The following is a 20,889-nucleotide window of genomic DNA, read 5'->3' as shown; positions in this document are numbered from 1 at the left end:
CTCTCGTGGTTTGTCTCTGGCCGAGATACTTAACATGCGAAATAACTTGACAGGGCCGAACGCTTTTTGCAAGTCTATATTTGAAGCTAAGGTTCATATATTGAACCGAAAGACTTGCGCGGCCAAGACAAAAACAAATCCCCGCGCTTCAAGTTCGCTTCAGGGAGCTGCCGCCGGAGAGAAGGACCGGAGGCGAAAAGGCGTTCGCGCCAACCAGGGGAGCCTAGTACTATGGACAATCCATCTTCGCCCGTGACCGGAGCGAACCAGTTGCGCAAGAACGCCCTTGGCGTCGGCGCGGTCACCTTTCTTGTCGTCTCGGCGGCAGCACCTTTGACGGCCGTCGCCGGCGGCGTTCCGTTGTCGATGCTGCTTGGAAACGGTGCCGGCATTCCCGGCACCTTCCTGCTCGTCACGTTGATCCTGCTGTTGTTTTCCATCGGCTACGTCGCCATGGCGCGGCATATCCGCAATGCCGGCGCCTTCTACGCCTATACGGCCCAGGGCCTTGGCGGGTTGATGGGCGGTGCCGCGGCGATGATCGCGATCCTTGCCTATAACGCCATGCAGATCGGCGTATTCGGCCTGTTCGGGGCGGCGACGGCCGGGCTCTTCGCCGGTCTGGGGGTCGATCTACCCTGGTGGGTCTGGACGTTCGTGGGCATCGCCGCCGTCGGCGTTCTCGGCTATCGCCGCGTCGACCTCTCCGCCAAGGTGCTGACGGTTCTGGTCATCCTTGAATATCTCGTGGTGCTGGTCATCGATGTCGCGATCCTCGCCAAGGGCGGCGACAGCGGGCTGACGGCGGTCTCGTTTACGCCCACGGCCATTCTGTCCGGCTCGCCATCGATCGGCATTCTCTTCTGCTTTGCCGCCTTCATCGGCTTCGAGGCGACGACGATTTACAGCGAGGAGGCCCGCGATCCGGCAAGGACGGTGCCGCGCGCGACCTATATCTCGGTGCTGATTATCGGCGTCTTCTACATGTTCACCTCCTGGCTGATGGTGAATGCGGCCGGTGCCGACAAGCTGGTGCCGGAACTGCAGGGCCTTGCCGATCCGACCACCTTCCTCTTCGGCCTTGCCGAGCGTTATGCTGGCGGTTGGTTGCCGCCGCTGATGAACTTGCTCTTCGTCACCAGCCTGTTCGCCGGCGTGCTGGCGTTCCACAACGGTGTTGCCCGTTATCTCTACGTCGCCGGCCGCGAACGGCTGCTGCCCGCCTCGATCGGCGTCACCCACCCGGTCTACCACAGCCCCCATGTCGGCTCGCTGATCCAGACCGTCATCGCCGTCCTCGTCGTGGCACTCTTTGCGGCGACGGGTCAGGATCCGGTTCTGGCGCTGTTCTCGTGGCTGACGAATGTCGGCACGCTCGCCGTCATGACGCTGATGGCCTTCACCGCCTTCGCGATCGTCGCCTTCTTCAGCCGCAATCCCGGCCTCGAACGGAACCCGCTGGTGACTAAGGTTATCCCCGTCGTCACCGGCCTGATCCTCGTTGCCGTTATCATCGCGATCGCGGTCAATTTCGGTGACCTGGCGGGCGCCACCGGCATGCTCGCCGTGTTCCTGCCGGGCCTTGTCGTGATCTTCGGTGTTATCGGTCTGGCGCTTGCGGCATCGCTGAAGTCGGGCAATCCGATCGAGTTCGCCCGCCTTGGCGCAGGCCAGGAGATCTGATCGCTGGCATGCAGTTTCCGGAATGACGCCAAGCGGCTTCCGTCCGGAACTGCGTATCACCTAAGAAGGGATGGCGGACCCTCCGCCGTCCCGGCAATGCAAACGGGACCAGACATCATGCAGGACAAGATCGACCAATTGCGTAGCCTCGCCGTCGAGGGCCAAAAGCTGTTCATCAACGGCCACTGGCAGGAGAGCTTGTCCGGCGAAACGCTCGACGTCGTCTCGCCGATCGACGGCAGCCACCTGACGACGATAGCAGACGCGGGCGCATCCGACGTCGACGCGGCGGTCCGTGCCGCGCGCGCCGTTTTCGAAAAAGGAAGCTGGTCGAAGGCGGCTCCGGCGTTCCGCAAGAAGGTGCTGACGCGCATTGCCGAAATCATCGAAGCGCAGGCGCTGGAGCTTGCGGTCCTTGGCGTGCGCGACAATGGCACCGAAATTTCGATGGCGCTGAAGGCCGAGCCTGGCAGCGCCGCCGGAACCTTCCGCTACTATGCCGAGGCGCTCGACAAGGTCTATGGCGAAATCGCGCCGACCGCCGACAACATTCTCGGCCTCGTGCATCGCGAACCGATCGGCGTGGTCGCCGCGATCGTTCCCTGGAATTTCCCTTTGATGATCGGCGCCTGGAAGATCGCGCCGGCGCTCGCCGCCGGCAATTCCGTGGTGCTGAAGCCGGCGGAGGGTGCCTCGCTCAGCTTGCTCAGGCTCGCCGAAATCTGCGCCGAAGCCGGCCTGCCGGAGGGCGTTCTGAATGTTGTGACCGGCCGGGGTGCGACGACGGGTGAGGCTATCGGGCTGCATGGCGATATCGACGTGCTCGCCTTCACCGGCTCGGGCGGTGTCGGCCGCCGGCTGCTCGAATATTCGGCGCGCTCGAACTTGAAACGCGTCTATCTCGAACTCGGCGGCAAGTCGCCGAACGTCGTCTTCGCCGATGCGCCGGATCTCGATCAGGCCGCGCGCATCTCGGCCTATGGCATCTTCCGCAACTCCGGCCAGGTCTGTGTTGCCGGTTCACGGCTGCTGGTCGAGCGCTCCATTCACGAAGCCTTCGCGGAGAAGGTGGCAGCGATCGCGGCAGGTATGAAGGTTGGCGATCCGCTGCTTCTTTCGACCGAGGCTGGAGCGATTTCGAGCAGCGTCCAGCTGAACAAGAACCTCGATTTCGTCCGTGAAGCGGAAGTGGAAGGCGCGCGCCTGCGTTGGGGCGGCAAGCGCATCCTCGAAGAGACTGGCGGCTATTACATGCAGCCGACCGTCTTCGACATTCAGCCTGAAATGAAGCTGGCGAAGGAAGAGATCTTCGGGCCGGTACTTGCAATCATTCCCTTCGACGACGATGCCGACGCACTCCGGATCGCCAATGCGACGGACTACGGGCTGGCTTCCGCAGTCTGGACCGCAAACCTGTCGCGCGCGCACCGGATGGTGCGCGGCATCCGCGCCGGCGTCGTGCACGTCAATACCTATGGCGGCGCCGACAACACGGTGCCGCTCGGCGGCGTCAGGCAATCGGGCAACGGCCACGACAAGTCGTTGCACGCGCTGGACAAATACACCGATCTGAAGACCGCCTGGATTCAGCTCTGACCGGGCTTGCAGGGACCGGGGCCGGACGACCGCGCGTGTCTGTCGGGACCGTGCTATCCGAAGGCGAGTTCGAGATTTTGCCGGTCTCGCGCCACGACATGGCATTTGGTCTCGAAACCCTCGCCGGCGACGACCAGAACCAGCTCCGGTGGTATGCCGGCCGAATTCGAAACCGTGACCGCAGCGCCATCGGCACCAAGCGACCGGATAGTGCACTCTATCTTTGAATGCCTGTCGTCGAAAAGAATGGTGCCAGCTTTCAGTACGCGCTGACGAGGACCCAGCGGATAGCCGACTTCGAGACTGCTCCACTCGACGCAGCGGTTCCGTCCGCTGGCCTTGGCGAGATACATTGCCGCGTCCGCCTGGGCGAGCAATGTACCGATCTCCCTGCTCTTGAGCGATAGCGCCGATGTGCCGAAGCTCGCGGTGACTGCAAGCTGACCAAAGTCTCCGTGGATTGTTTGAGCGGCAATCGCTGCCCGCAGCTTTTCCGCTGCGGCGAGTGCGCCGTTCGCGTCGACGTGCGGCAGCATGATGGCGAACTCCTCGCCGCCGAGCCGCCCGAACAGATCGCTTGCCCGCAGATTGGACTGGCAGACGGCGCTCACGGCCTTCAAGACCTCGTCTCCTGCCGCATGCCCGTGCGTGTCGTTGACCCGCTTGAAGTGGTCGACGTCGAGGACGATGCACGACACGTCGTGCTGGTGCCTTATGGCGAGCGAAATCAGCTTGTCCGCCTCCTCGCGGAAGGCGCGGCGCGTCAACGTGCCGGTGAGCCCATCCGTCGCGGCCGACCGGAGCAAATCGATCCGGTCCATCGCCACGCCCGCCAGTTCGGTCAGGATCGTCAGGTCTTTGTCGGTGAAGTGTCTCGGCGCGCGGTCGATCGCGCATACGGTCCCGACCGTATGACCGTCCCGCGTCTTGAATGGAACGCCTGCGTAGAACCGAACATGTTCCGGGCCGGTGACGGCGGGATGTCGCGAAAACCGCGGATCCTGCGTGGCGTCGTGCACGACAAGTGGTTCCTCGGAGGCGACAACATATCGGCAGAAAGTGTCTTCCCGGGGAACTTCGTCTAATGCGGGCCCCGAGCAGGCCTTGTACCATTGTCGATGTGCGTCGACCAAAGAGATGATGCCGATGTCGATGGCGAAGATCTGCTTTATCAGCCGCACGATCCGTTCAAGGCCCAGATCCTTCGGCGTGTCGAGAATGTCGAGATGTCCAAGGGCGGTCAGGCGATCGAATTCCCTGCCTTTCGCGTCCGTCGTCGGCCGCCCGGCTGGCTCAGCAACCACCATTCCGTTTTCCTTTCTCATTGCGCGCCAAGCAAATAGAGCGCTTTACGGAAAAAACAAAAGGCACTGAACAGCACGTGGATGTGGATTGCCTCGGCTCTTTGGCGAAACGTCCATCAATGGGCCGTGTTCATGTAGGCGGGGCGAGATCCCGCCTACGCCTAGCCGCCGAAACTTCCGAGCTGCGTCGGCACATGCACGTAGTTGCGATCGAAATAGAGCAGCGCATTGCCGTCGCTGCGCGAGCGGATGCCGACGACCCGGCCGATGAGGATGTGGTGCGTTCCAAGCAGCCGCGCCTCGGCGAGTTCGCAGTCGAGCGAGACGATGGCGTCTTTGACCGCGAAGCTGCCGGATTGCATCTCGACCCAGTCGGCCGCGGCATAGCGGGCCGCCATATCCTGCGTCGCGCCGGCGAAGTGGCCGGCGAGATCCCTATGGTCGTGGCTGAGCACGTTGACGCAGAAGCGCCGGTTGTCGATGAAAAGGCCGCATTGGGTGGAGTTGCGATTCATGCAGACGAGCAGCGTCGGCGGCTCGTCGGTCACTGAGCACATGGCGGTGGCGGTGAACCCGCCGCGTCCGGCGGGTCCGTTGGTGGTGATGACGTTGACCGGCGCGCAGACCCGCGCCATGGCGTTGCGAAACTCCGTCTTCGAAACGAGCGGTTCCATGACGGGCCTCATTCGGCGGCGTTGCGCAGAGCGGCCGCATCGTCGAGCGGCGGCAGCCAGGTGCTGCCGGTCCAGCCGTTCTCGTCATAGTCCGCCATGCACTGGTCGACGAGCGCTTCCATCTCCTTGAGACGCCCGCCGCGTTCGGCCCCTTTCAAGACTTGCAGCCGAACCTCTTCAGGCGCGCCGGCATAGTTGAGTTCGTAGAGCGCGTGGCGTCCGCCGAACTCCGTGCCAGTCGCGTCCCAGAGCAGTTTCATGATCTTGATGCGCTCGATGTGCCCCATATCGTTCGAACCACGGACATATTGCGCCAGGTAGCGGTCGATCTCGGGATTGCCGAAGTCACGCACGGAGGACGGCAGGTAGATCAGCCCCGAGGCAATCACCTTGCGGATCGTCTCGACGACACGCGGATAGGCCTCCGACATGAAGGTTCGATAGGAAAGCGCGGCTTCCAGATTGGGAAGCACGGCGCCGTCGGCCCAAGGAATGGGATTGTGGGCCATGGCATTGGAGAAGCTCCAGAACATGTGGCGGAGCGCGATCACCTCGCCGAGTGCTGCCTGATTGCCGCGGAAGGCGTCGCCGCCGGTGGCGCGCAGCGCCTTGGCAAGCAGGCCTGCCAGGAAGTCGAGTTTCACGGCGAAACGGGTGCAGCCCTGGAAGCAGTAGCCGTGCATGAAGCCGGAAGCCGGGTGGAAGGAGAGGATCTTGGCAGCATCGCGCAAGACCAGGACGTCCTCCCACGGCACGAAGACGTTGTCGAGCACCAGGATCGCATCGTTCTCGTCGAAGCGCGACGACAGCGGATAGTCGAAGGGATGGCCGACGGTGTTGGCTGTCTGCTCGTAGGAAACCCGGCAGAACATCTTGATCCCGGGCGCGTTCATCGGAACGATGAACATCACCGAGAGCGAGGGATCCTCCGTTACCGTCGCCGAACTTTGCGCCAGGAAATTGTAGTGCGTCAGTGCCGAGGAGGTCGCGACCACCTTGGCACCTGAGACGTAGATGCCGGCGTCCGTTTCCTTGGTGATGTGGACGAAGACGTCCTTGACCGCGTCCGCCGGCTTGTGCCGATCGATCGGCGGATTGACGATCGCGTGGTTCATGAAGAGCGCCGCTTCCTGGGCGCGTTTATGCCAGGCGAGCGCGTTGTCCTTGAACGGGCCATACCAATTGGCATTGGCGCCGAGCGTGTTCATCAGCGCCGCCTTGTAGTCGGCGGTGCGGCCCATCCAGCCATAGGACATGCGTGCCCATTCGGCGATCGCGCCCTGCTGGGCGGCAAGATCGGCGGAGGAGCGGGCGACGCGGAAATATTTGTGGGTGTAGCCGCCGGAGCCCGTGTCGGTCGGCGCCGTCAGGATGTCCCTCTTTGCCGGATCATGCAGCGCGTCATAGAGCCTGGCGAGCGACCGGGCGGAATTGCGCATCGCCGGATGGCTGGTCACGTCCTTGATCCGTTCGCCGTTGATATAGACCTCGCGGCCGTCGCGCAGGCTTTCCAGATATTCGGCGCCGGTGAAGGGCCGCGTCCTGTCGGCGCGGAAATCCTCTGCTCTCATTCTCTCCTCCTTGAGTTTCGTCAAGGCTAGGCGTTGAAATCATTGGCCGCCATGGACAGAATGGCAAAATGACTTGTACTTTTTTCGGTGGGCCATGACCGACGCCATTCCGAGTTTCTTCGTCTACGGTGAACCGGAGCAACAACTCGAACCTGGATTTTTCCATGTCGAGACGGTCATGGCGCGGCGTAACCTGCACCAGGGGCAGGTCAAGGCGCATAAACATGACCAGATGGGGCAGATCACCTTCTGGATGAGCGGCCGCGGCACCTATTTCATCGACGACAGGCCATTGGACTTTTTGGCACCGGCCGTCAGCTTCGTGCCGAGCGGCATCGTGCATGGTTTTTCCGTCGATCCTGAGACGAGTGACGCGGTCGTCGTCTCGGTCGCCGATGGCGCGCTGCTCTCGATCCGGGAGAACACCACGCTTCCTGTTGATGCGCCGGTCATGATCCGTGGCGACGGCGAGGACCGGGGCTGGCGCCGTCTTGCCGAACTGCTCGATATCGTTGCCGACGAATATGCCGGCGGTGCGCCCGGCACCCAACAGATGCTCGTCTCGCTGGTCGCCGCCGTCCTCACCCAGATCGCCCGTCTGGCATCCGCCACGCCATCTCCGGCCCAGCCGTCGCAGGCGATGCTGGCGGCTCAGCTGCGCCGGCTTATCGATCTGCACTTCCGGGAAAACTGGAGCGTCGCGCAATACACCGACGCGCTGGCAACGACACCGCATCTCATCGCCAAGGCGAGCAGGGACGCCTTCGGCATGCAGGTCAAGGAGCTGATCAACGAGCGGCGCCTGCTCGAGGCCAAGCGCCTGCTGCTCTTCACCGTGCGGCCGCTCGAGGACATCGCCTATGAGATCGGCTTTGCCGATGCCGCCTATTTCTCGCGCTTCTTTCGGTTGCGCGTGGGCGAGGCGCCGAGCGACTGGCGCCGCGCGCGGGTGAGCTCGTCAGGAGCCGGCTAAGATTGCCGGTCCCGAAAAGATAACGCATTGCCGCATTGGTCGCCGACTATCGGCCGTAGTTCCGCATCACCTCGATCAGCGGCTCATGCCGGATCGCCTGGATCTTGAAGCGATCATGGGCGGTGCCGCCGGAATCTTCCGCCGCGATCATCGCGTTGACCACCGCTTCCTCGACGCTGTCGACAGTCGCGAGATAGACCGGGTCGAGCAGGTCGTCGTTGACGATCTCCAGCGAGAGGCGCGGCGGCGCCTTGTGCGCCATCGGCTGGGTATTGGCCGTGGAGAAGGCAAGGAAGATGTCGCCGGAATTGTTGCCACCCGGAGTACCATTGCGGCCGATGCCGATCGCCGCCCGTCGCGCCAGCCGCTTCAACTGGTGCGGCGCCATCGGCAGGTCGGTGGCGATCACGACGATGATCGAGCCGCGCTCCTGCATCTGGCTTTGCGGCGTGCCGTCGCGCATGTGCTCGCCGACCGGAACGCCACGGATCGTCAGCCAGTCGCGCTGGCCGTGATTGGCCTGCACCAGCGTGCCGATCGTATAGTCGCGACCGCCGAATTCGACGACGCGGGATGCGGTGCCGGTGCCGCCCTTGAAGCCATAGGCGATCATGCCGGTGCCGCCACCGCAATTGCCCTCCTGCACCGGGCCCGAGGTGGCGCTGTCGAGTGCTGCGCGCACATCTGTCTCGGTGATCGGCTGGCCGTTGATGTCGTTCAGAACGCCGTCATAGGTCTCCGCCACGACCGGCATCAACCATAGAAAGTCGTCGCTGTCGTAGGTCGACCGGTAGCGCTCCAGCATCCACTTGATGGTGGCGTGATGGGTCATGCCGACGGCGTGGGTGTTGGTGATCATGACCGGCCCGAGGAAGAAGCCGCCGTCCTCGATCCAGTGGGTGCCGGTCATCTCGCCGTTGCCGTTGAAGCGATGCACCCCAGCGTAGACCGGGACGGGGGTGGCCGAAGCGGCATGCGGCAGGATGGCGGTGACGCCGGTGCGGACAGGACGCTTGCGGCCCGGGCGCGGCGTCTCTTCCGCGATCGTGCGGAAGCCGACGGTTATGCCTTCGACGTCGGTGATGGCGTTGAAGCGGCCGGTGCGGCCGGAAAAGGGCAGCCCGATATCGCGGGCGCGAGCGGTGGGCGAGGCGGGAGTTTTATCGTTCATGATCATTTCTGCCGGGAGCGAAGGTAAAGGCCGAGCGAGGCGACGACGAAGGAGAAGGAGAGCATCATCACGGCAATCGCGTTGATCTCCGGTTTGATGCCGCGCCGAAGCATGGAGAAGATGAACATCGGCAGCGTAGTGACGTCGACGCCGGCGATGAAATAGGTGATGACGAGATCGTCCATCGAGATGATGAAGGCGAGCAGCGCGCCGCCGACGATTGCCGGAAAGAGCTGCGGCAGCACCACCCGGCGAAAGGTCATCCATTCATTGGCGCCGAGATCGGCGGACGCGTGCTCCAGCGTCCGGTCCATGCCGGCAAGTCGGGCCGAGACGACGATGAAGACGTAGGAGATCAGGAAGGTGCACTGGCCGATGATGATCGTCGTCAGCCCCAGCCGGATGCCGGAATTGACGAAGAAGATCAGAAGCGCGATGCCGAGCACGATATCCGGCATCAGCATCGGCATGAACATCACCACGCGGTAGAAGCGCTGGCCGACGAATTCGAAGCGATAGAGGCCGATGGCGATCGCCGTGCCGAAGATGGTCGCAATGGCTGTCGTAGAGGCGGCGATCACCAGACTGTTCCAGACCGCCTGCAGCAGTTGGCCCGTCGATTCGATGTAGAGAGCGCTTTCGGAGACCTTGGTCTTGAAGCCAAGAACCTGGGCGTACCATTCGGTGGTGAAGCCCGTCCAGGTCATCATGTTCACCGGATTGGCGTTGAACGAATAGACGGCGATGACGACGAGCGGAATGTAGATGAAGGCGAAGAAGAGGCCGGTATAGGCGAGCAGGCTACCGGTAAAGAGGGTTCGAGCGATCTTCATGGATCACCTCACCGTGCCAGCGCAGCGGCGGCGCTGCGCCGACCGGAAAGAACCACATGGGCGATCATCATGATCAGCATGACGGTCATCACCATCATCGCCAGTGCGGCGCCGAAGGGCCAGTTGCGGGCCGCGAGGAACTGCTGTTCGATCAGGTTGCCGAACATCATCACCTTGGCGCCGCCGAGCACCGCCGGCACGACGAAGTTGCCAAGCGCTGGAATGAAAACGATGACCGCGCCGCCGGCAATGCCGGGAGCGGTCAGGGGCAGGATGATGCGCCAGAAGGTGCGCAGCGGCCCGGCGCCGAGATCGAGCGAGGCGCGCACCAGCGTCCAGTCAAGTTTCTCGACGCTGGCATAAACAGGCATGAACATAAAGGGAATGAACACATAGGTCATGCCGAGGATGATCGCGCCCCTGGTGTAGATCAGGTCGAGCGGCCGCTCGATCAGCCCCGTTGACAGAAGCATCTCGTTGACGAGGCCGGTCTGGCGCAGGATCAACACCCAGACGAAGAGCCGCACGATCAGGCTGGTGAAGAAAGGCAGCGTGATCAGGAACAGGCAGAAATTCTTCCAGCGCTCGGAAAGCCGGGCGATGCAGAAGGCGGCGGGATAGCAGACCAGAAGGGTCGCGAGCACCGTCAGGGCCGCGATCTCGACCGAGCGCAGGAAGATCGCGATGTAGATCGGATCGAACTCCTCGAACATCGGATCGGCAAAACCGAGGATGCGACCGAAGTTATGCGGGTAGAAGGTCCACTCCACCCCACCATAGAGGCCGGGCGCGAGAAGGCTGGTGACGACCATGATCGCGAGCGGCCCGAGGAAGAAGACGGCAAGGAAGGCCGAGACGGGTCCGAGCAAAACGGCGAGCTGAAAGCGGCGGCGGCTGGCGATCGACATCTCACGCACCCCCGGCATTGGCACCGATGAGGTGCACGGCAGCAGGGTCATAGGCAAGCCGCGCCTTGCGTGTCCGTTCGAACGTGCCGACGAGATTGCGCCGATTGGCGGGAACTTCCGCAATCACCTTGCGTCCCTCGGCAGTGCGGCCGAACAGCTCGAAGGTGGAGCCGACAAAAACGATCTGGTCGAGATCGACGTCGATCGTCGGAAAGGGGGCGTTTTCCTCCGCAAGGAAGAACTGTTCCGGCCGGATCAACGCCGTCGCTTTGGTCGAAATTTTCTTGTCGCAGGGCTGGTGGCGGATCGCCATGCCATCCGCCGTCATCAGCCGGTCGCCGTCGAGCGTGCCCTCGAACAGGTTGCTGGCGCCGATGAAGGTGGCGACGAAGGTGTTGACCGGGTGGTCGTAGATGGCGCGCGGCGTATCGAGCTGCTGGATGCGGCCACCGGAGAGCACGGCGACGCGATCCGACATCGTCAGCGCTTCCTGCTGGTCGTGGGTGACGAAGATGAAGGAGATGCCGAGCTCGTTCTGCAGCGTCTTCAGTTCGATCTGCATCGCCTGACGCAGGTTCTTGTCGAGCGCCGACAGCGGTTCGTCGAGCAGCAAGAGTTTCGGCCGGGCGATGATGGCGCGGGCCAGCGCCACGCGCTGTTGCTGGCCGCCGGAGAGCTGGCGCGGCCTGCGGCCTTCCATGCCTTCCAGTCCTACCATCTTCAAGGCGGCGGAGACCTTTTCACGGCGCGCCGGCTTGGCGACGCCCGCGACTTCCAGCGAATAGGCGACGTTTTCGCCGACCGTCATGTGCGGAAACAGCGCATAGTTCTGGAAGACCGTGTTGACCGGGCGGCGGTAGGGCGGCCGGTCGGTGATGTCCTCGCCGTCGATGAGGATCGAGCCGCCGTCGAGTTCGACGAAACCGCTGATCGCCTGCAGCAGCGTGGTCTTGCCGCAGCCGGAAGGCCCGAGCAAGGTCAGGAATTCGTTGCGGCGGACGTCGAGATCGATGCTGTCGAGAGCGGTCACGATGCCGCCTTCCGGAGTGGTGAAGGCCTTGCTCGCCTCCACCAGCCGGACGATGGAATTCTGCATACTTCTGTTCCCCAAAATGTTATGCAAATAACGCTTGTGCGTTTCAGATATATGGATACCATTTGCCTATCGGAGTCAACGGCCACCAGAAGCCGTGATCCGGAAGCGGCCGGCAAGGGCCGTAGAGGGGCCGAACGGCCATGACCATCAGAGGAGAATGATGATGACAATGACGAATGGGGTGACGTGTGAAGGCAAGAGGCCTTTCGCCACCCGCGCACGTGGCGTGGCCGTTTTGCTGACGACACTTTCCGCTCTGTTCGGCACCGCCGAAGCGGCCGAGCTCAACATCTACAACTGGGGCGAATACATCAATCCGGCTGTCCTCAAGAAGTTCGAGGAAGAGACCCAGATCAAGGTCAACCTCTCCACCTATTCCTCGAACGAGGAGATGCTGGCGAAGATCCAGGGTGGGGCCACGGGTTACGACATCGTCTTCCCGTCGGTCCACATGCAGGACATCATGGCCAAGCTCGACCTGCTCGAAAAGACGGACATCAACGACTACGAGGGCTTCAAGAATATCGACCCGACCTTCCTTCGGGCCAAGAGCGATCCGAAGGGCGAGTATTGCCTACCTTACGCCTTCGGCTCGGTCGGCATCCTCTATAACCGCAAGCTGCTCGGCAAGGACGTGACCGGCTGGCGCGACCTGGTCGAGACGGTGAAGGCGAAGGGGCTGAAGTTCACGCTGCTCGACGACATGCGCGAGGTGCTTTCGGTGGGGCTGATCCTCAACGGTCACAAGGTCAATTCCACCGACCCGGCGGAATTGCAGCAGGCTGCCGATACGATCATCGCGATGAAGCCCGACGTTGCCGCCTTTACATATGACACCCGCCCGATGGTCGCCGCCGGCGATGTCGCGGCTGGTCACTTCTTCGTCGGCTCGATGGTCGATGTCTTCGCCAACCCCAAGGACCTCGGCTATGTGATCCCCGAGGAAGGAGCGACGATGTACCAGGAGGATATCTGCGTCCTGAAATCTGCCCCCAACAAGGACAACGCCATCAAGTTCCTGCAGTTCTATACGCGCCCGGAAGTCGCGGCGCTCAATATCGAGCAGCAGACCAACGGGACGGCCAACGTACCGGCGCGGCAATTGACCCCCGAGCAGATCAAGAACAGCAAGGAAATCAACCCGCCTTCGGAGACGATGCAGAAGCTGCAGATCTTCGAAGACCTCGGCCCCGGCGTGCGCCAGCTCGACCGGGTCTGGACGAAGGTGAAGACGGCGCAATAAAGACGCAATGCGACGACAGGAGCGGATGCGGCGGTTTGTTACCCGGCATCCGCTTCAAAAGCACTGCGTATTTCCTTACCTCCTGGCTGAGGATAAACATGCAGCAATTCAAAGTGCTCAAGCGACCTTTTTCCGTCTGATAAGACCGGTGGCGCTGTAGAATGGGAGGGGACGTGGCACCGCGCATCCTGAAGCTGCTGCGCAGCGACGAGATGAGACGCTCGAAGTCGGACAAGCTCATCGCCAACTACATCGAGCGCAACCTCGCCGAAATTCCTTTCGAGACGGCGCGCTCGATCGCGACCCGTCTCGAAGTGTCGCCGATGACTGTTGGGCGCTATCTTCGGCGTTTAGGTTTTGATGGTCTCGACCAGCTGAAACACGAACTCAGGCGTGACGGCTCCAACAATCCCGCCTGGCAGGTCAAGGGCTCGGTCGGCCGGTTGCGGGAGGATAACCGCGAAGGCAAGCTGCTCGCCGGCCTGATCCAGCAGCAGGTCGACAATCTCGGCATGATCTACGAGCTGACGACCGCCCCGGAATGGCAGCAGACGATCGACGCCCTGATTGCTGCGAGCGAAGTCTATGTCGCCGCCTATCAGAACGTTCGCGGCATCGCGCAATATTTCGCCAGCCAACTGTCCTATACCCGGCCGCGCGTGCAGTTCGTCGACGGACTCAACGGCACCTATGCCGAGCTGCTCGATGGCTCGGTCGAGGGGCGTGTGCTGTTCCTTCACGACGTGCGCCGCTTCGCCGCCAAGGCGCGGCCGCTCGCCGAGGAGGCCCGCCGCGCCGGCGTCAAGGTCATCCTCTATACCGACGAGTTCTGCCCCTGGGCACCTGAGGTCTCCGATATCTGCCTCATTGTGCCCGGGTCGCACGGTCCGCTGTGGGACGGGGCGGCGACAACCGTCGCGGTCATGGACCTGCTCTTGAGCAACATCATTGTCGTGCTCGGCGATGATGTCGGTGAGCGCGTCGCCCAGCTGACCCGGCTGCAGAACATCTTCGGCGATTTCGAGGACTAGAGCGCCGTGCGTTCGTTTGAACGCACAAAGGACGCTCTAGCACTTTGATTCTAGAGCATCTTTCTGCCTCAAACGATTCCACTTGAGGGCAGGATGCTCGAGGCAGCGATACCAGGAAAAGTGTGCAGCGGTTTTCTGTCCGGAATCGGGTCCAAAAATCGAAGTCTCCGTTCAGCCCTGGGTCGCCTGCGGGATGTAATCCCGCGCAATATCGATCGATGTCGGGCGCCCATCGAGAAAGAGCTCACCGATGCGCGGCGCCGTCCGGGCGATGACCTTGCCAGCCTTGATCACGAACAACCGGTTTGGCTTCAGCCGCAGGGCCTCGCTGACATCGGCCGCCTGCAAGAGGACCAGATCAGCCTTGAAGCCCACCTCCAGCCCATAGCCCTCAAGGCCCATGGTTTTCGCCGAGTTCACGGTGATCGCGTCGAAGATCCTGCGCTTGTCCTCGATGCCGCCCATCTGCGTCACATGAACAGCCATATGGGCCACTTCCAGCATGTCGCCCGACCCCATCGAGTACCAGGGATCCATGACGCAGTCGTGCCCGAAGGCGACGTTGATTCCTGCCGCCATCAGTTCCCTGACCCGCGTCATGCCGCGCCGCTTCGGATAGGTGTCGTGGCGCCCCTGCAGCATGATGTTGATCAGCGGATTGGGGATCACGTTGATCTTCGCTTCCACCATCAGCGGGATGAGCTTGGAAACATAGTAGTTGTCCATCGAGTGCATCGAAGTGAGATGCGAGCCCGCAACGCGTCCCTGCAATCCGAAGCGCACGGTCTCGGCCGCCAGCGTCTCGATGTGGCGCGACAGCGGGTCATCGGTCTCGTCGCAATGCATGTCGACGGGCAGGCCGCGCTCGGCAGCGATGCGGCAGAGCGCCTCCACCGAGCGTGCGCCATCCTCCATCGTCCGCTCAAAATGGGGAATGCCGCCGACGATATCGACGCCCATGTCGAGCGCACGCTCAAGCGATGCGACGCCATCGGGCGCGCGGTAGTAGCCATCCTGCGGGAAGGCAACGAGCTGCAGGTCGATATAGGGCGCGACCTTCTGCCTGACCTCGAGCAGCGCTTCGGCCGTGACCAGCCGAGGATCCGACGTGTCCACATGGCTGCGGATGGCGAGAAGCCCCTGGCTGACGGCGAGATCGCAATAACGCAGCGCCCGCTCGACCAGCGCCTCCTTGGTCAAGGTTGGGCGCAACTCGCCCCAGAGCGCGATGCCCTCAAGCAGCGTGCCGGAGACGTTCATCCGTGGCAGGCCGAGCGACAGCGTTGCGTCCATGTGGAAATGCGGATCGCAGAAGGGTGGGCTCAGCAAACGGCCGGTGGCGTCGATCTCTTCGCCTGCGGTCGCGGCAAGGTTCGGCTCGATTGCGGCGATCTTTCCGCCCACAACACCGACATCAATGCCCTGGCGTCCGTCCGGAAGGTTGGCGTTGCGGATGATCAGGTCGAACATGGCTGGCTTCTCCAGATGTCAGCGCCGCTTGTGGACCAAGCTGGCATGCCTACGATCCGAAGCTCTTGCGATAGGCGGCCGGCGACGTGCCGAATCGACGAACGAAGGAACGACGGAAGGCGATATCGTCATGGAAGCCGATATCCGTGGCAATCTTTTTGAGTGGAATGCCGGTGTCTTCGGCAAGCCTGCGCCCCGCCTCCAGCCGCATGCTCTCCACATAGTCGGCGGGCGTCATGCCCACCTCCTGTTTGAACTGCCTGGAGAAGTTTCGCTCGCTCATGCCGACGCGCCGGGCAACCGCTGCGACGCCGAGGTCGGCAGAGAGATTGTCGGCAATAAAATCCTGAGCCGCACGAATGGGTGTCTTCTGTGCAAGCTGGCCGGCGAGTAGGGTGCTGAACTGGGTCTGGCCGCCGGGCCGCTTGAGAAAGACAACGAGTTCACGCGCGACCTTCAAAGCGATGTCCAGGCCGAGATCTTTCTCGACGATGGCAAGCGCCAGGTCGATGCCGGCCGTTACGCCGGCTGAGGTCCAGACGTTGCCGTCCATGGTGAAAATGCGGTTGGGCTCGAGTTTCACCTCCGGGAAGCGCTTGCCGAATTCCGCCGCTTGCGACCAATGCGTCGTCGCCCGCCTGCCGTTTAAGAGGCCCGCCTCGCCGAGCACGAAGGCGCCGGAGCACACCGATCCGAAACGGCTGGCGCGAGCCGATGCTTCCTTCACCCAGGCGAGAAGCGATGCCGGCAGTGGCCGTTCATGAATGAGCGGATCCCCGGCCACAAGCAACGTATCGATGTCGGAAAAACCTTCCTCCAGCGACCGATCCGGCAGCAGCGTCAACCCGGAAGATCCGCGCACCGGACTGCCGGACGCGCTGACGACCTCCACGGAATAATGGTCGGTGCCGCTCTGACGGTTGGCCTCCGCAAACACGTCCGAGGGCCCGATGACGTCGAGAAGCTGCACGCCCTGCATGGCGACGATGGCGATCTTGTGAACGGCCATTAACGAACCTCGAACAATCTGCCGGTCAGGACGATGCTGACCGTACGATAGAAGACGACAGCGATGGCGCCGGCAAGAAACAGGAAGAACAGTCCCGCCAGGCCGGTCAGGATAGCGCTCCCGGCAGAAGCGGCATACCGGAAGAAGGCGATCGACAGGGCAGCAAGCGGAAAGCTGATGGCCCACCAGGTGACGCTAAAGGTAACATGGGAGCGGAACACCATCGGCGACAGGACGAGCATGAGAAACAGGGCAAAGTAGAATAGGACCGTGGCGAAGAGATCGACCGAACCCGTGACGTTAGTATAGGCGAGGAAGCCGACGGCAAAGGGGGCGACGAGAACCATGAGGGACGGCCGAGCCAGCGCCGGAAGCGGATCTTCGTGGCGCAACCGCGAGAAGATGAGCGCGATAAAGACCGCGGCGATGACGCTGCCGACCGAAAAGGCAAGCATATTGACTTCATGCGCCCAGGAGAACGGCATGGCGTGGCCGGTAACGGCGATATCAAGGGTGGCGACGCCGGGGATGAGTAGCGGCGGCAGGGTGGTATCGCGCGACTGCTGCCGGCCGAGGAAGCCTCTGGCGACGACATAGGCGAGGGCGAAGGTCAGCGCAGACGCGATGGTCCAGACGACCTCTGACAGCAGCGGGCTGTAAAGGTTCAGAAAGGCAGACTGCAGAAGCAGGCCGATTGCGACGGTCGCAAAGAAGTTGCTTTGAACCGGATGGGCGAATTCAGCGGCGACCAAGCCAGGGTGCCGGCGCCATTTGATGGCATAGCCCAGGGCAAGGCTCAGAAAGATCGAGGTACCGAGCCAGCCGACATATTCCCCGGGAAGGGCCGGCAGTCCGATCGTCCTGGTGGCTTCGCGCCAGGCGAGGCTCAGGCCCGTGATGCCCATTACCGATGCGAACAGGTTGATCGGAAGCTGCGAGATCGACCGCTTGGTCAGCGGCGTGCTGTTCGAGAGATCTATGGATTGAACGGTCATTGGCTTGTTCCTGTCCGAAAGAGTGCTGACAGGATTAAAACACGCTACACCTTTGTCTTGAATGATGCAAACAGTACGATTTCGGACTGGCTGCGTATGTTTCCGGCCAAGGATCGCTCAGTATCGCCGCCAGGTCGGTTGCCGACCACCGCGGCCGGGTCACGGTGCCCCGTAGCTGCGCCAGAGAACATAGAGGCTGACGGAAAAGATGATGGCGCGGATAATCTGCGTCAGCGTATCGCGCTGGGTCGCAAGCCGGGTGGAGACAAAGGTGCCGACGATTCCGCCCAAAATGCCGCCGGCGATGAAGTAGCCGGCGATGCGCCAGTCCACCAAACCCGAGGAAGCGTAGTTGATCGCGGTCGTCAGGCCGAAGGTGCCGACGGCAAGCAACGACGTGCCGACCGCATTGATGAGCGGCATGCCGGTTGCAAGCAGGAGGCCGGGGACGATCAGGAAACCGCCGCCGATGCCGAAGAAACCGGAGCAGGTACCGGTCAAAAGCGCCGTCACTCCGGTCTTGCCGTGCGTCCCGATCGAAAGCGATTGCGGCGTGGCCGCCGTGTCGCACTTTACCTTTTTCATGGCGAAGCTGACGAACATCATCACCAGCCCGAACAGGAACAGTAGGCGCTGGCCGTCGACCAGTTTGCCGAAGCTGGAGCCAAGATAGGCGCCGAGCGAGCCGGCCACCGTGAAAATCAGAGCGCACCGCCACCAGAGGTGGCCGCGAAGCGCATGGCTGATGAGGTTGAGATAGGCGTTTGCGGAAACGGCGAGCGCTCCGGTGCCGAGCGCCGTATGTACGTCGCGAATGCCGACCACATAGATGAGGAGCGGGGTTGCCAGGATCGAGCCGCCGCCACCGATCAGGCCGAGCGTGAAGCCGGTGAGCGAGCCGGAGCCGATCGCGAGCAGCATTTGCTGGAAAGGATCCGCCACGATGCCTCTACCCCCAGACCGAACCGGGAAGGGCGTCGAGCGGGATTTTCAGGTAGCGCCGGCCATTGTCTTCGGTGGCCGGGAGCTCGCCGCCGCGGACATTCACCTGCAGCGCATGCAGAATGAGTTTCGGCATCGGCAAGGTACGGTCGCGCGCCTCGCGCAAGCCGACGAAATCGGTCTCGGACTTGCCGGCGACATGGGGGTTTTTGGCCTTCTGCTCCGCGACCGTGCTTTCCCAGCGCGCCTCGCGGCCTCCTGCGCAATAGTCGTGGCCGGTGAAGAGCCGAGTCTCATCCGGCAGTGCCAGGATCGCCTGGATCGAGCGCCAGAGGTCGGCAGCGCTTCCGCCGGGAAAATCGGCACGGGCCGAGCCGCTATCGGGCATGAACAGCGTGTCGTGAATGAAGGCTGCGTCGCCGATCACATAGCTGATCGACGCGAGCGTGTGGCCGGGCGAATGCAGGACGCGAGCCTTGAGCTCGCCGATCCGGAACGTCTCGCCGTCTGTAAACAGCCGGTCCCACTGCGAGCCGTCGCAGGCGAAATCCGGCCAGTTATAGATCGCTTTCCAGATCCGCTGCACGCCCTTCACGTGTTCGCCGATCGCCGTCGGCGCTCCCGTCCGGGCCTTGAGATAGCGCGCCGCCGAGAAATGGTCGGCATGAGGGTGGGTGTCGAGGATCCATTCGACGGTCAGGCCTTTGGCCGCGACATGGTCGATGATCGCGTCGGCATTCCGCGTGGCGGTCGAGCCCGACTTCTCGTCGAAATCGAGCACCGGGTCGATGATCGCGCATTTGCCCGTCGCCGGATCGGCAACAACATACTGGATGCTGCCGGTGCGGGCGTCGTAAAAGCCGGTCACATCGGGCTTATGCATAGGCGAGCGCCTCTTCAGCCGTTGCGCACGGGAAGAAGATGGCGCGAGCGGGGTCAAAATCGTAATCGGCTTCGAAGGTGGGCGCGTCCGCCGCCAGCTGGGCGACGCAATCGAGGATGAACTTCACCTTTTCGTCCGAAAGCAGGACGCTGAAGTTCAGCCGTGTGAACCCGGGCTTCTCGATCTCTTCGCCGGCGAGGATCGCCTGTCGGATCTGTTCGGAGTGTTCGGCATCGATCGACAGTAGCCGGTGTACGTAGGGCCCGGCACAGGCGCAGCCGCCGCGTGCCTGGATGCCGAAGCGATCGCTGAGCATGCGAGTAACGAGCTGCTGGTGGACATAGCCGCCCTTGCCGTTCCTGATGCGGAAGGAGAAGATCGGCAGGCGATCCGGTTCCTTAAGGCCGAGCAGCTCCAGCTGCGGGACGGTCTTCCAGGCGGCAAAGGCCTGTTGGGCCAGCGCGCGGTTGCGCCTTTCCATTTCTTCAAGACCGATCGCATGCTTGACGATGAAGGCGAGGGCTGCGCGGATGTCGCCGACGACATTCGGTGTTCCCGCTTCTTCGCGTGCTTCGAGATTGCCGCTGTAGTCGTGGGTATCAGGCGAAACGAACTTCACGGTGCCGCCACCCGGCCAGGTCGGTTTGTCGGTCACGACGCCGTCGCGGCGAACGATCAGGATGCCGGAGGCGCCCGGACCGCCGATGAACTTGTGCGGCGAGACGACAATGGCGTCGATCTCGAAACCCGCAGGCGACATGGAAATCGGAATGTAAGGACCGGCGCCGGCATAGTCCCAGATCATCTTCGCGCCGGCCGCCTTGACCATCCGGGTGATCGCCGCGACGTCGCTGGTGATGCCGGTGATGTTCGAACCGGCGGACAGGGCGCAGATGGTCAGATCAGGCGCACCGGCGTTGAGCGCTTGGGCAAGCTCGGCAAGGTCCGGCCCGCCCGCCTGGCATTCGGCCAGTTCGACGATCTCAGCACCGCTTTCACGCCATGGCAGGATGTTGGAGTGGTGCTCGTAGGGCCCGATGATGACGCGGACTTCTTTGCCTGCCGCTACGGCTTCGGCAACGCCGAACAGCTTGACCAACCGGTTGATGCCCGAAGTGGCGCCGGAACCGGTGAAAATCACGGCGTGGTCGGCAGTCGCGCCACAGAATTCGCCGATCAGCGCGCGCGCTTCCCGCCGCAACCGGGTCATGAAGCCGCCGCAATAGGAGGCTTCCGTGTGGCTGTTGGCGTAATAGGGCAGGACTTCGTCGAGCACGAAGCTTTCGATCACCCGCAGTGCCCGGCCGGAAGCGACATAGTCGGCATAGACGAGCGGCTTCGTGCCGTATGGGCCGACGATCTGCGCCTTCGCGCCGACGAGATCGTCGCGAAGATCGGCAATCACGCCCGGGCGGTTCAAAGCCTGGCGGAACTTGGAAAGCGGGCTAAGCTCCTCACAGGAGTGGCGGTGAACTGTTGGAACGATCATCTCGCTGACCTCCCTTGG

18 protein-coding genes are annotated in these 20,889 nt (G+C 62.7%); 5 read left to right on the top strand and 13 right to left on the bottom strand.

What is annotated here, in order from left to right:
• Positions 1–231: 231 nt before the first annotated feature.
• A complete protein-coding gene (locus ACTJKE_RS05825; protein WP_058327637.1) occupies positions 232–1,683 on the top strand; it encodes an APC family permease in 1,452 nt (483 codons plus the stop codon).
• A 117-nt stretch (positions 1,684–1,800) separates the two neighbouring features.
• On the top strand, positions 1,801–3,279 hold the full coding sequence (locus ACTJKE_RS05820) for an aldehyde dehydrogenase (protein ID WP_082663549.1): 1,479 nt from the start codon (positions 1,801–1,803) through the stop codon (positions 3,277–3,279).
• A 53-nt stretch (positions 3,280–3,332) separates the two neighbouring features.
• Here ACTJKE_RS05820 and ACTJKE_RS05815 read toward each other — a convergent pair whose 3' ends face one another.
• The 3 genes from ACTJKE_RS05815 to ACTJKE_RS05805 all read right to left on the bottom strand — a co-directional run bounded on the left by ACTJKE_RS05815 (position 3,333) and on the right by ACTJKE_RS05805 (position 6,828).
• Positions 3,333–4,586: a sensor domain-containing diguanylate cyclase gene (locus ACTJKE_RS05815; protein ID WP_058327639.1), complete on the bottom strand. Its 1,254-nt coding sequence runs from the start codon at positions 4,584–4,586 to the stop codon at positions 3,333–3,335.
• A 158-nt stretch (positions 4,587–4,744) separates the two neighbouring features.
• The gene (locus ACTJKE_RS05810) at positions 4,745–5,257 is read right to left on the bottom strand and encodes a flavin reductase (protein ID WP_057251219.1); all 513 of its coding nucleotides are present in this window, start codon (positions 5,255–5,257) and stop codon (positions 4,745–4,747) included.
• An 8-nt stretch (positions 5,258–5,265) separates the two neighbouring features.
• Positions 5,266–6,828: a 4-hydroxyphenylacetate 3-hydroxylase N-terminal domain-containing protein gene (locus ACTJKE_RS05805; protein WP_058322721.1), complete on the bottom strand. Its 1,563-nt coding sequence runs from the start codon at positions 6,826–6,828 to the stop codon at positions 5,266–5,268.
• A 94-nt stretch (positions 6,829–6,922) separates the two neighbouring features.
• Here ACTJKE_RS05805 and ACTJKE_RS05800 point away from each other — a divergent pair, with 94 nt between their 5' ends.
• Positions 6,923–7,801, top strand: coding sequence for a helix-turn-helix domain-containing protein (locus ACTJKE_RS05800; protein WP_058327640.1), 879 nt, complete (start codon positions 6,923–6,925; stop codon positions 7,799–7,801).
• A gap of 46 nt (positions 7,802–7,847) precedes the next feature.
• On the opposite strand, the gene ACTJKE_RS05795 is transcribed toward ACTJKE_RS05800, so the two are convergent.
• From ACTJKE_RS05795 to ACTJKE_RS05780, 4 genes are read right to left on the bottom strand one after another with little or no spacing between them, the layout of a single operon-like run.
• Entirely contained in the window at positions 7,848–8,972 is a 1,125-nt protein-coding gene (locus ACTJKE_RS05795) for a DmpA family aminopeptidase (RefSeq protein ID WP_058327641.1), read from the bottom strand.
• A gap of 2 nt (positions 8,973–8,974) precedes the next feature.
• Positions 8,975–9,805, bottom strand: a complete 831-nt coding sequence (locus ACTJKE_RS05790; RefSeq protein WP_057251215.1) for an ABC transporter permease — start codon at positions 9,803–9,805, stop codon at positions 8,975–8,977.
• 8 nt (positions 9,806–9,813) lie between these two features.
• The gene (locus ACTJKE_RS05785) at positions 9,814–10,713 is read right to left on the bottom strand and encodes an ABC transporter permease (RefSeq protein ID WP_057251214.1); all 900 of its coding nucleotides are present in this window, start codon (positions 10,711–10,713) and stop codon (positions 9,814–9,816) included.
• Position 10,714: 1 nt separating this feature from the next.
• Complete coding sequence (locus ACTJKE_RS05780) at positions 10,715–11,809, bottom strand: ABC transporter ATP-binding protein (RefSeq protein WP_058327642.1); 1,095 nt, start codon at positions 11,807–11,809, stop codon at positions 10,715–10,717.
• A gap of 169 nt (positions 11,810–11,978) precedes the next feature.
• Here ACTJKE_RS05780 and ACTJKE_RS05775 point away from each other — a divergent pair, with 169 nt between their 5' ends.
• The gene (locus ACTJKE_RS05775; RefSeq protein ID WP_440638761.1) at positions 11,979–13,052 is read left to right on the top strand and encodes a polyamine ABC transporter substrate-binding protein; all 1,074 of its coding nucleotides are present in this window, start codon (positions 11,979–11,981) and stop codon (positions 13,050–13,052) included.
• Between the two features lie 173 nt (positions 13,053–13,225).
• Positions 13,226–14,083, top strand: a complete 858-nt coding sequence (locus ACTJKE_RS05770; RefSeq protein WP_057251212.1) for a MurR/RpiR family transcriptional regulator — start codon at positions 13,226–13,228, stop codon at positions 14,081–14,083.
• A gap of 171 nt (positions 14,084–14,254) precedes the next feature.
• On the opposite strand, the gene ACTJKE_RS05765 is transcribed toward ACTJKE_RS05770, so the two are convergent.
• The 6 genes from ACTJKE_RS05765 to ACTJKE_RS05740 form a co-directional block, all read right to left on the bottom strand.
• Complete coding sequence (locus ACTJKE_RS05765) at positions 14,255–15,553, bottom strand: amidohydrolase family protein (protein WP_058327643.1); 1,299 nt, start codon at positions 15,551–15,553, stop codon at positions 14,255–14,257.
• Positions 15,554–15,602: 49 nt separating this feature from the next.
• Positions 15,603–16,562: a GlxA family transcriptional regulator gene (locus ACTJKE_RS05760; RefSeq protein ID WP_058327644.1), complete on the bottom strand. Its 960-nt coding sequence runs from the start codon at positions 16,560–16,562 to the stop codon at positions 15,603–15,605.
• A complete protein-coding gene (locus ACTJKE_RS05755) occupies positions 16,562–17,557 on the bottom strand; it encodes an SLAC1 anion channel family protein (RefSeq protein WP_058327645.1) in 996 nt (331 codons plus the stop codon). Before ACTJKE_RS05755 ends, ACTJKE_RS05760 begins: the two co-directional genes overlap by 1 nt.
• A gap of 159 nt (positions 17,558–17,716) precedes the next feature.
• Positions 17,717–18,478, bottom strand: a complete 762-nt coding sequence (locus tag ACTJKE_RS05750; RefSeq protein ID WP_440691411.1) for a sulfite exporter TauE/SafE family protein — start codon at positions 18,476–18,478, stop codon at positions 17,717–17,719.
• Between the two features lie 28 nt (positions 18,479–18,506).
• Complete coding sequence (locus ACTJKE_RS05745) at positions 18,507–19,382, bottom strand: MBL fold metallo-hydrolase (RefSeq protein ID WP_058327646.1); 876 nt, start codon at positions 19,380–19,382, stop codon at positions 18,507–18,509.
• Positions 19,375–20,871, bottom strand: a complete 1,497-nt coding sequence (locus ACTJKE_RS05740; protein ID WP_440638710.1) for an aminotransferase class V-fold PLP-dependent enzyme — start codon at positions 20,869–20,871, stop codon at positions 19,375–19,377. The genes ACTJKE_RS05745 and ACTJKE_RS05740 overlap by 8 nt, the downstream gene beginning before the upstream one ends.
• Positions 20,872–20,889: the final 18 nt, after the last annotated feature.

The sequence above is a fragment of the Ensifer sp. 22521 genome, assembly GCF_052044795.1.
Lineage (GTDB): Bacteria > Pseudomonadota > Alphaproteobacteria > Rhizobiales > Rhizobiaceae > Ensifer.
This window is presented reverse-complemented; position numbering and strand designations above follow the sequence as displayed.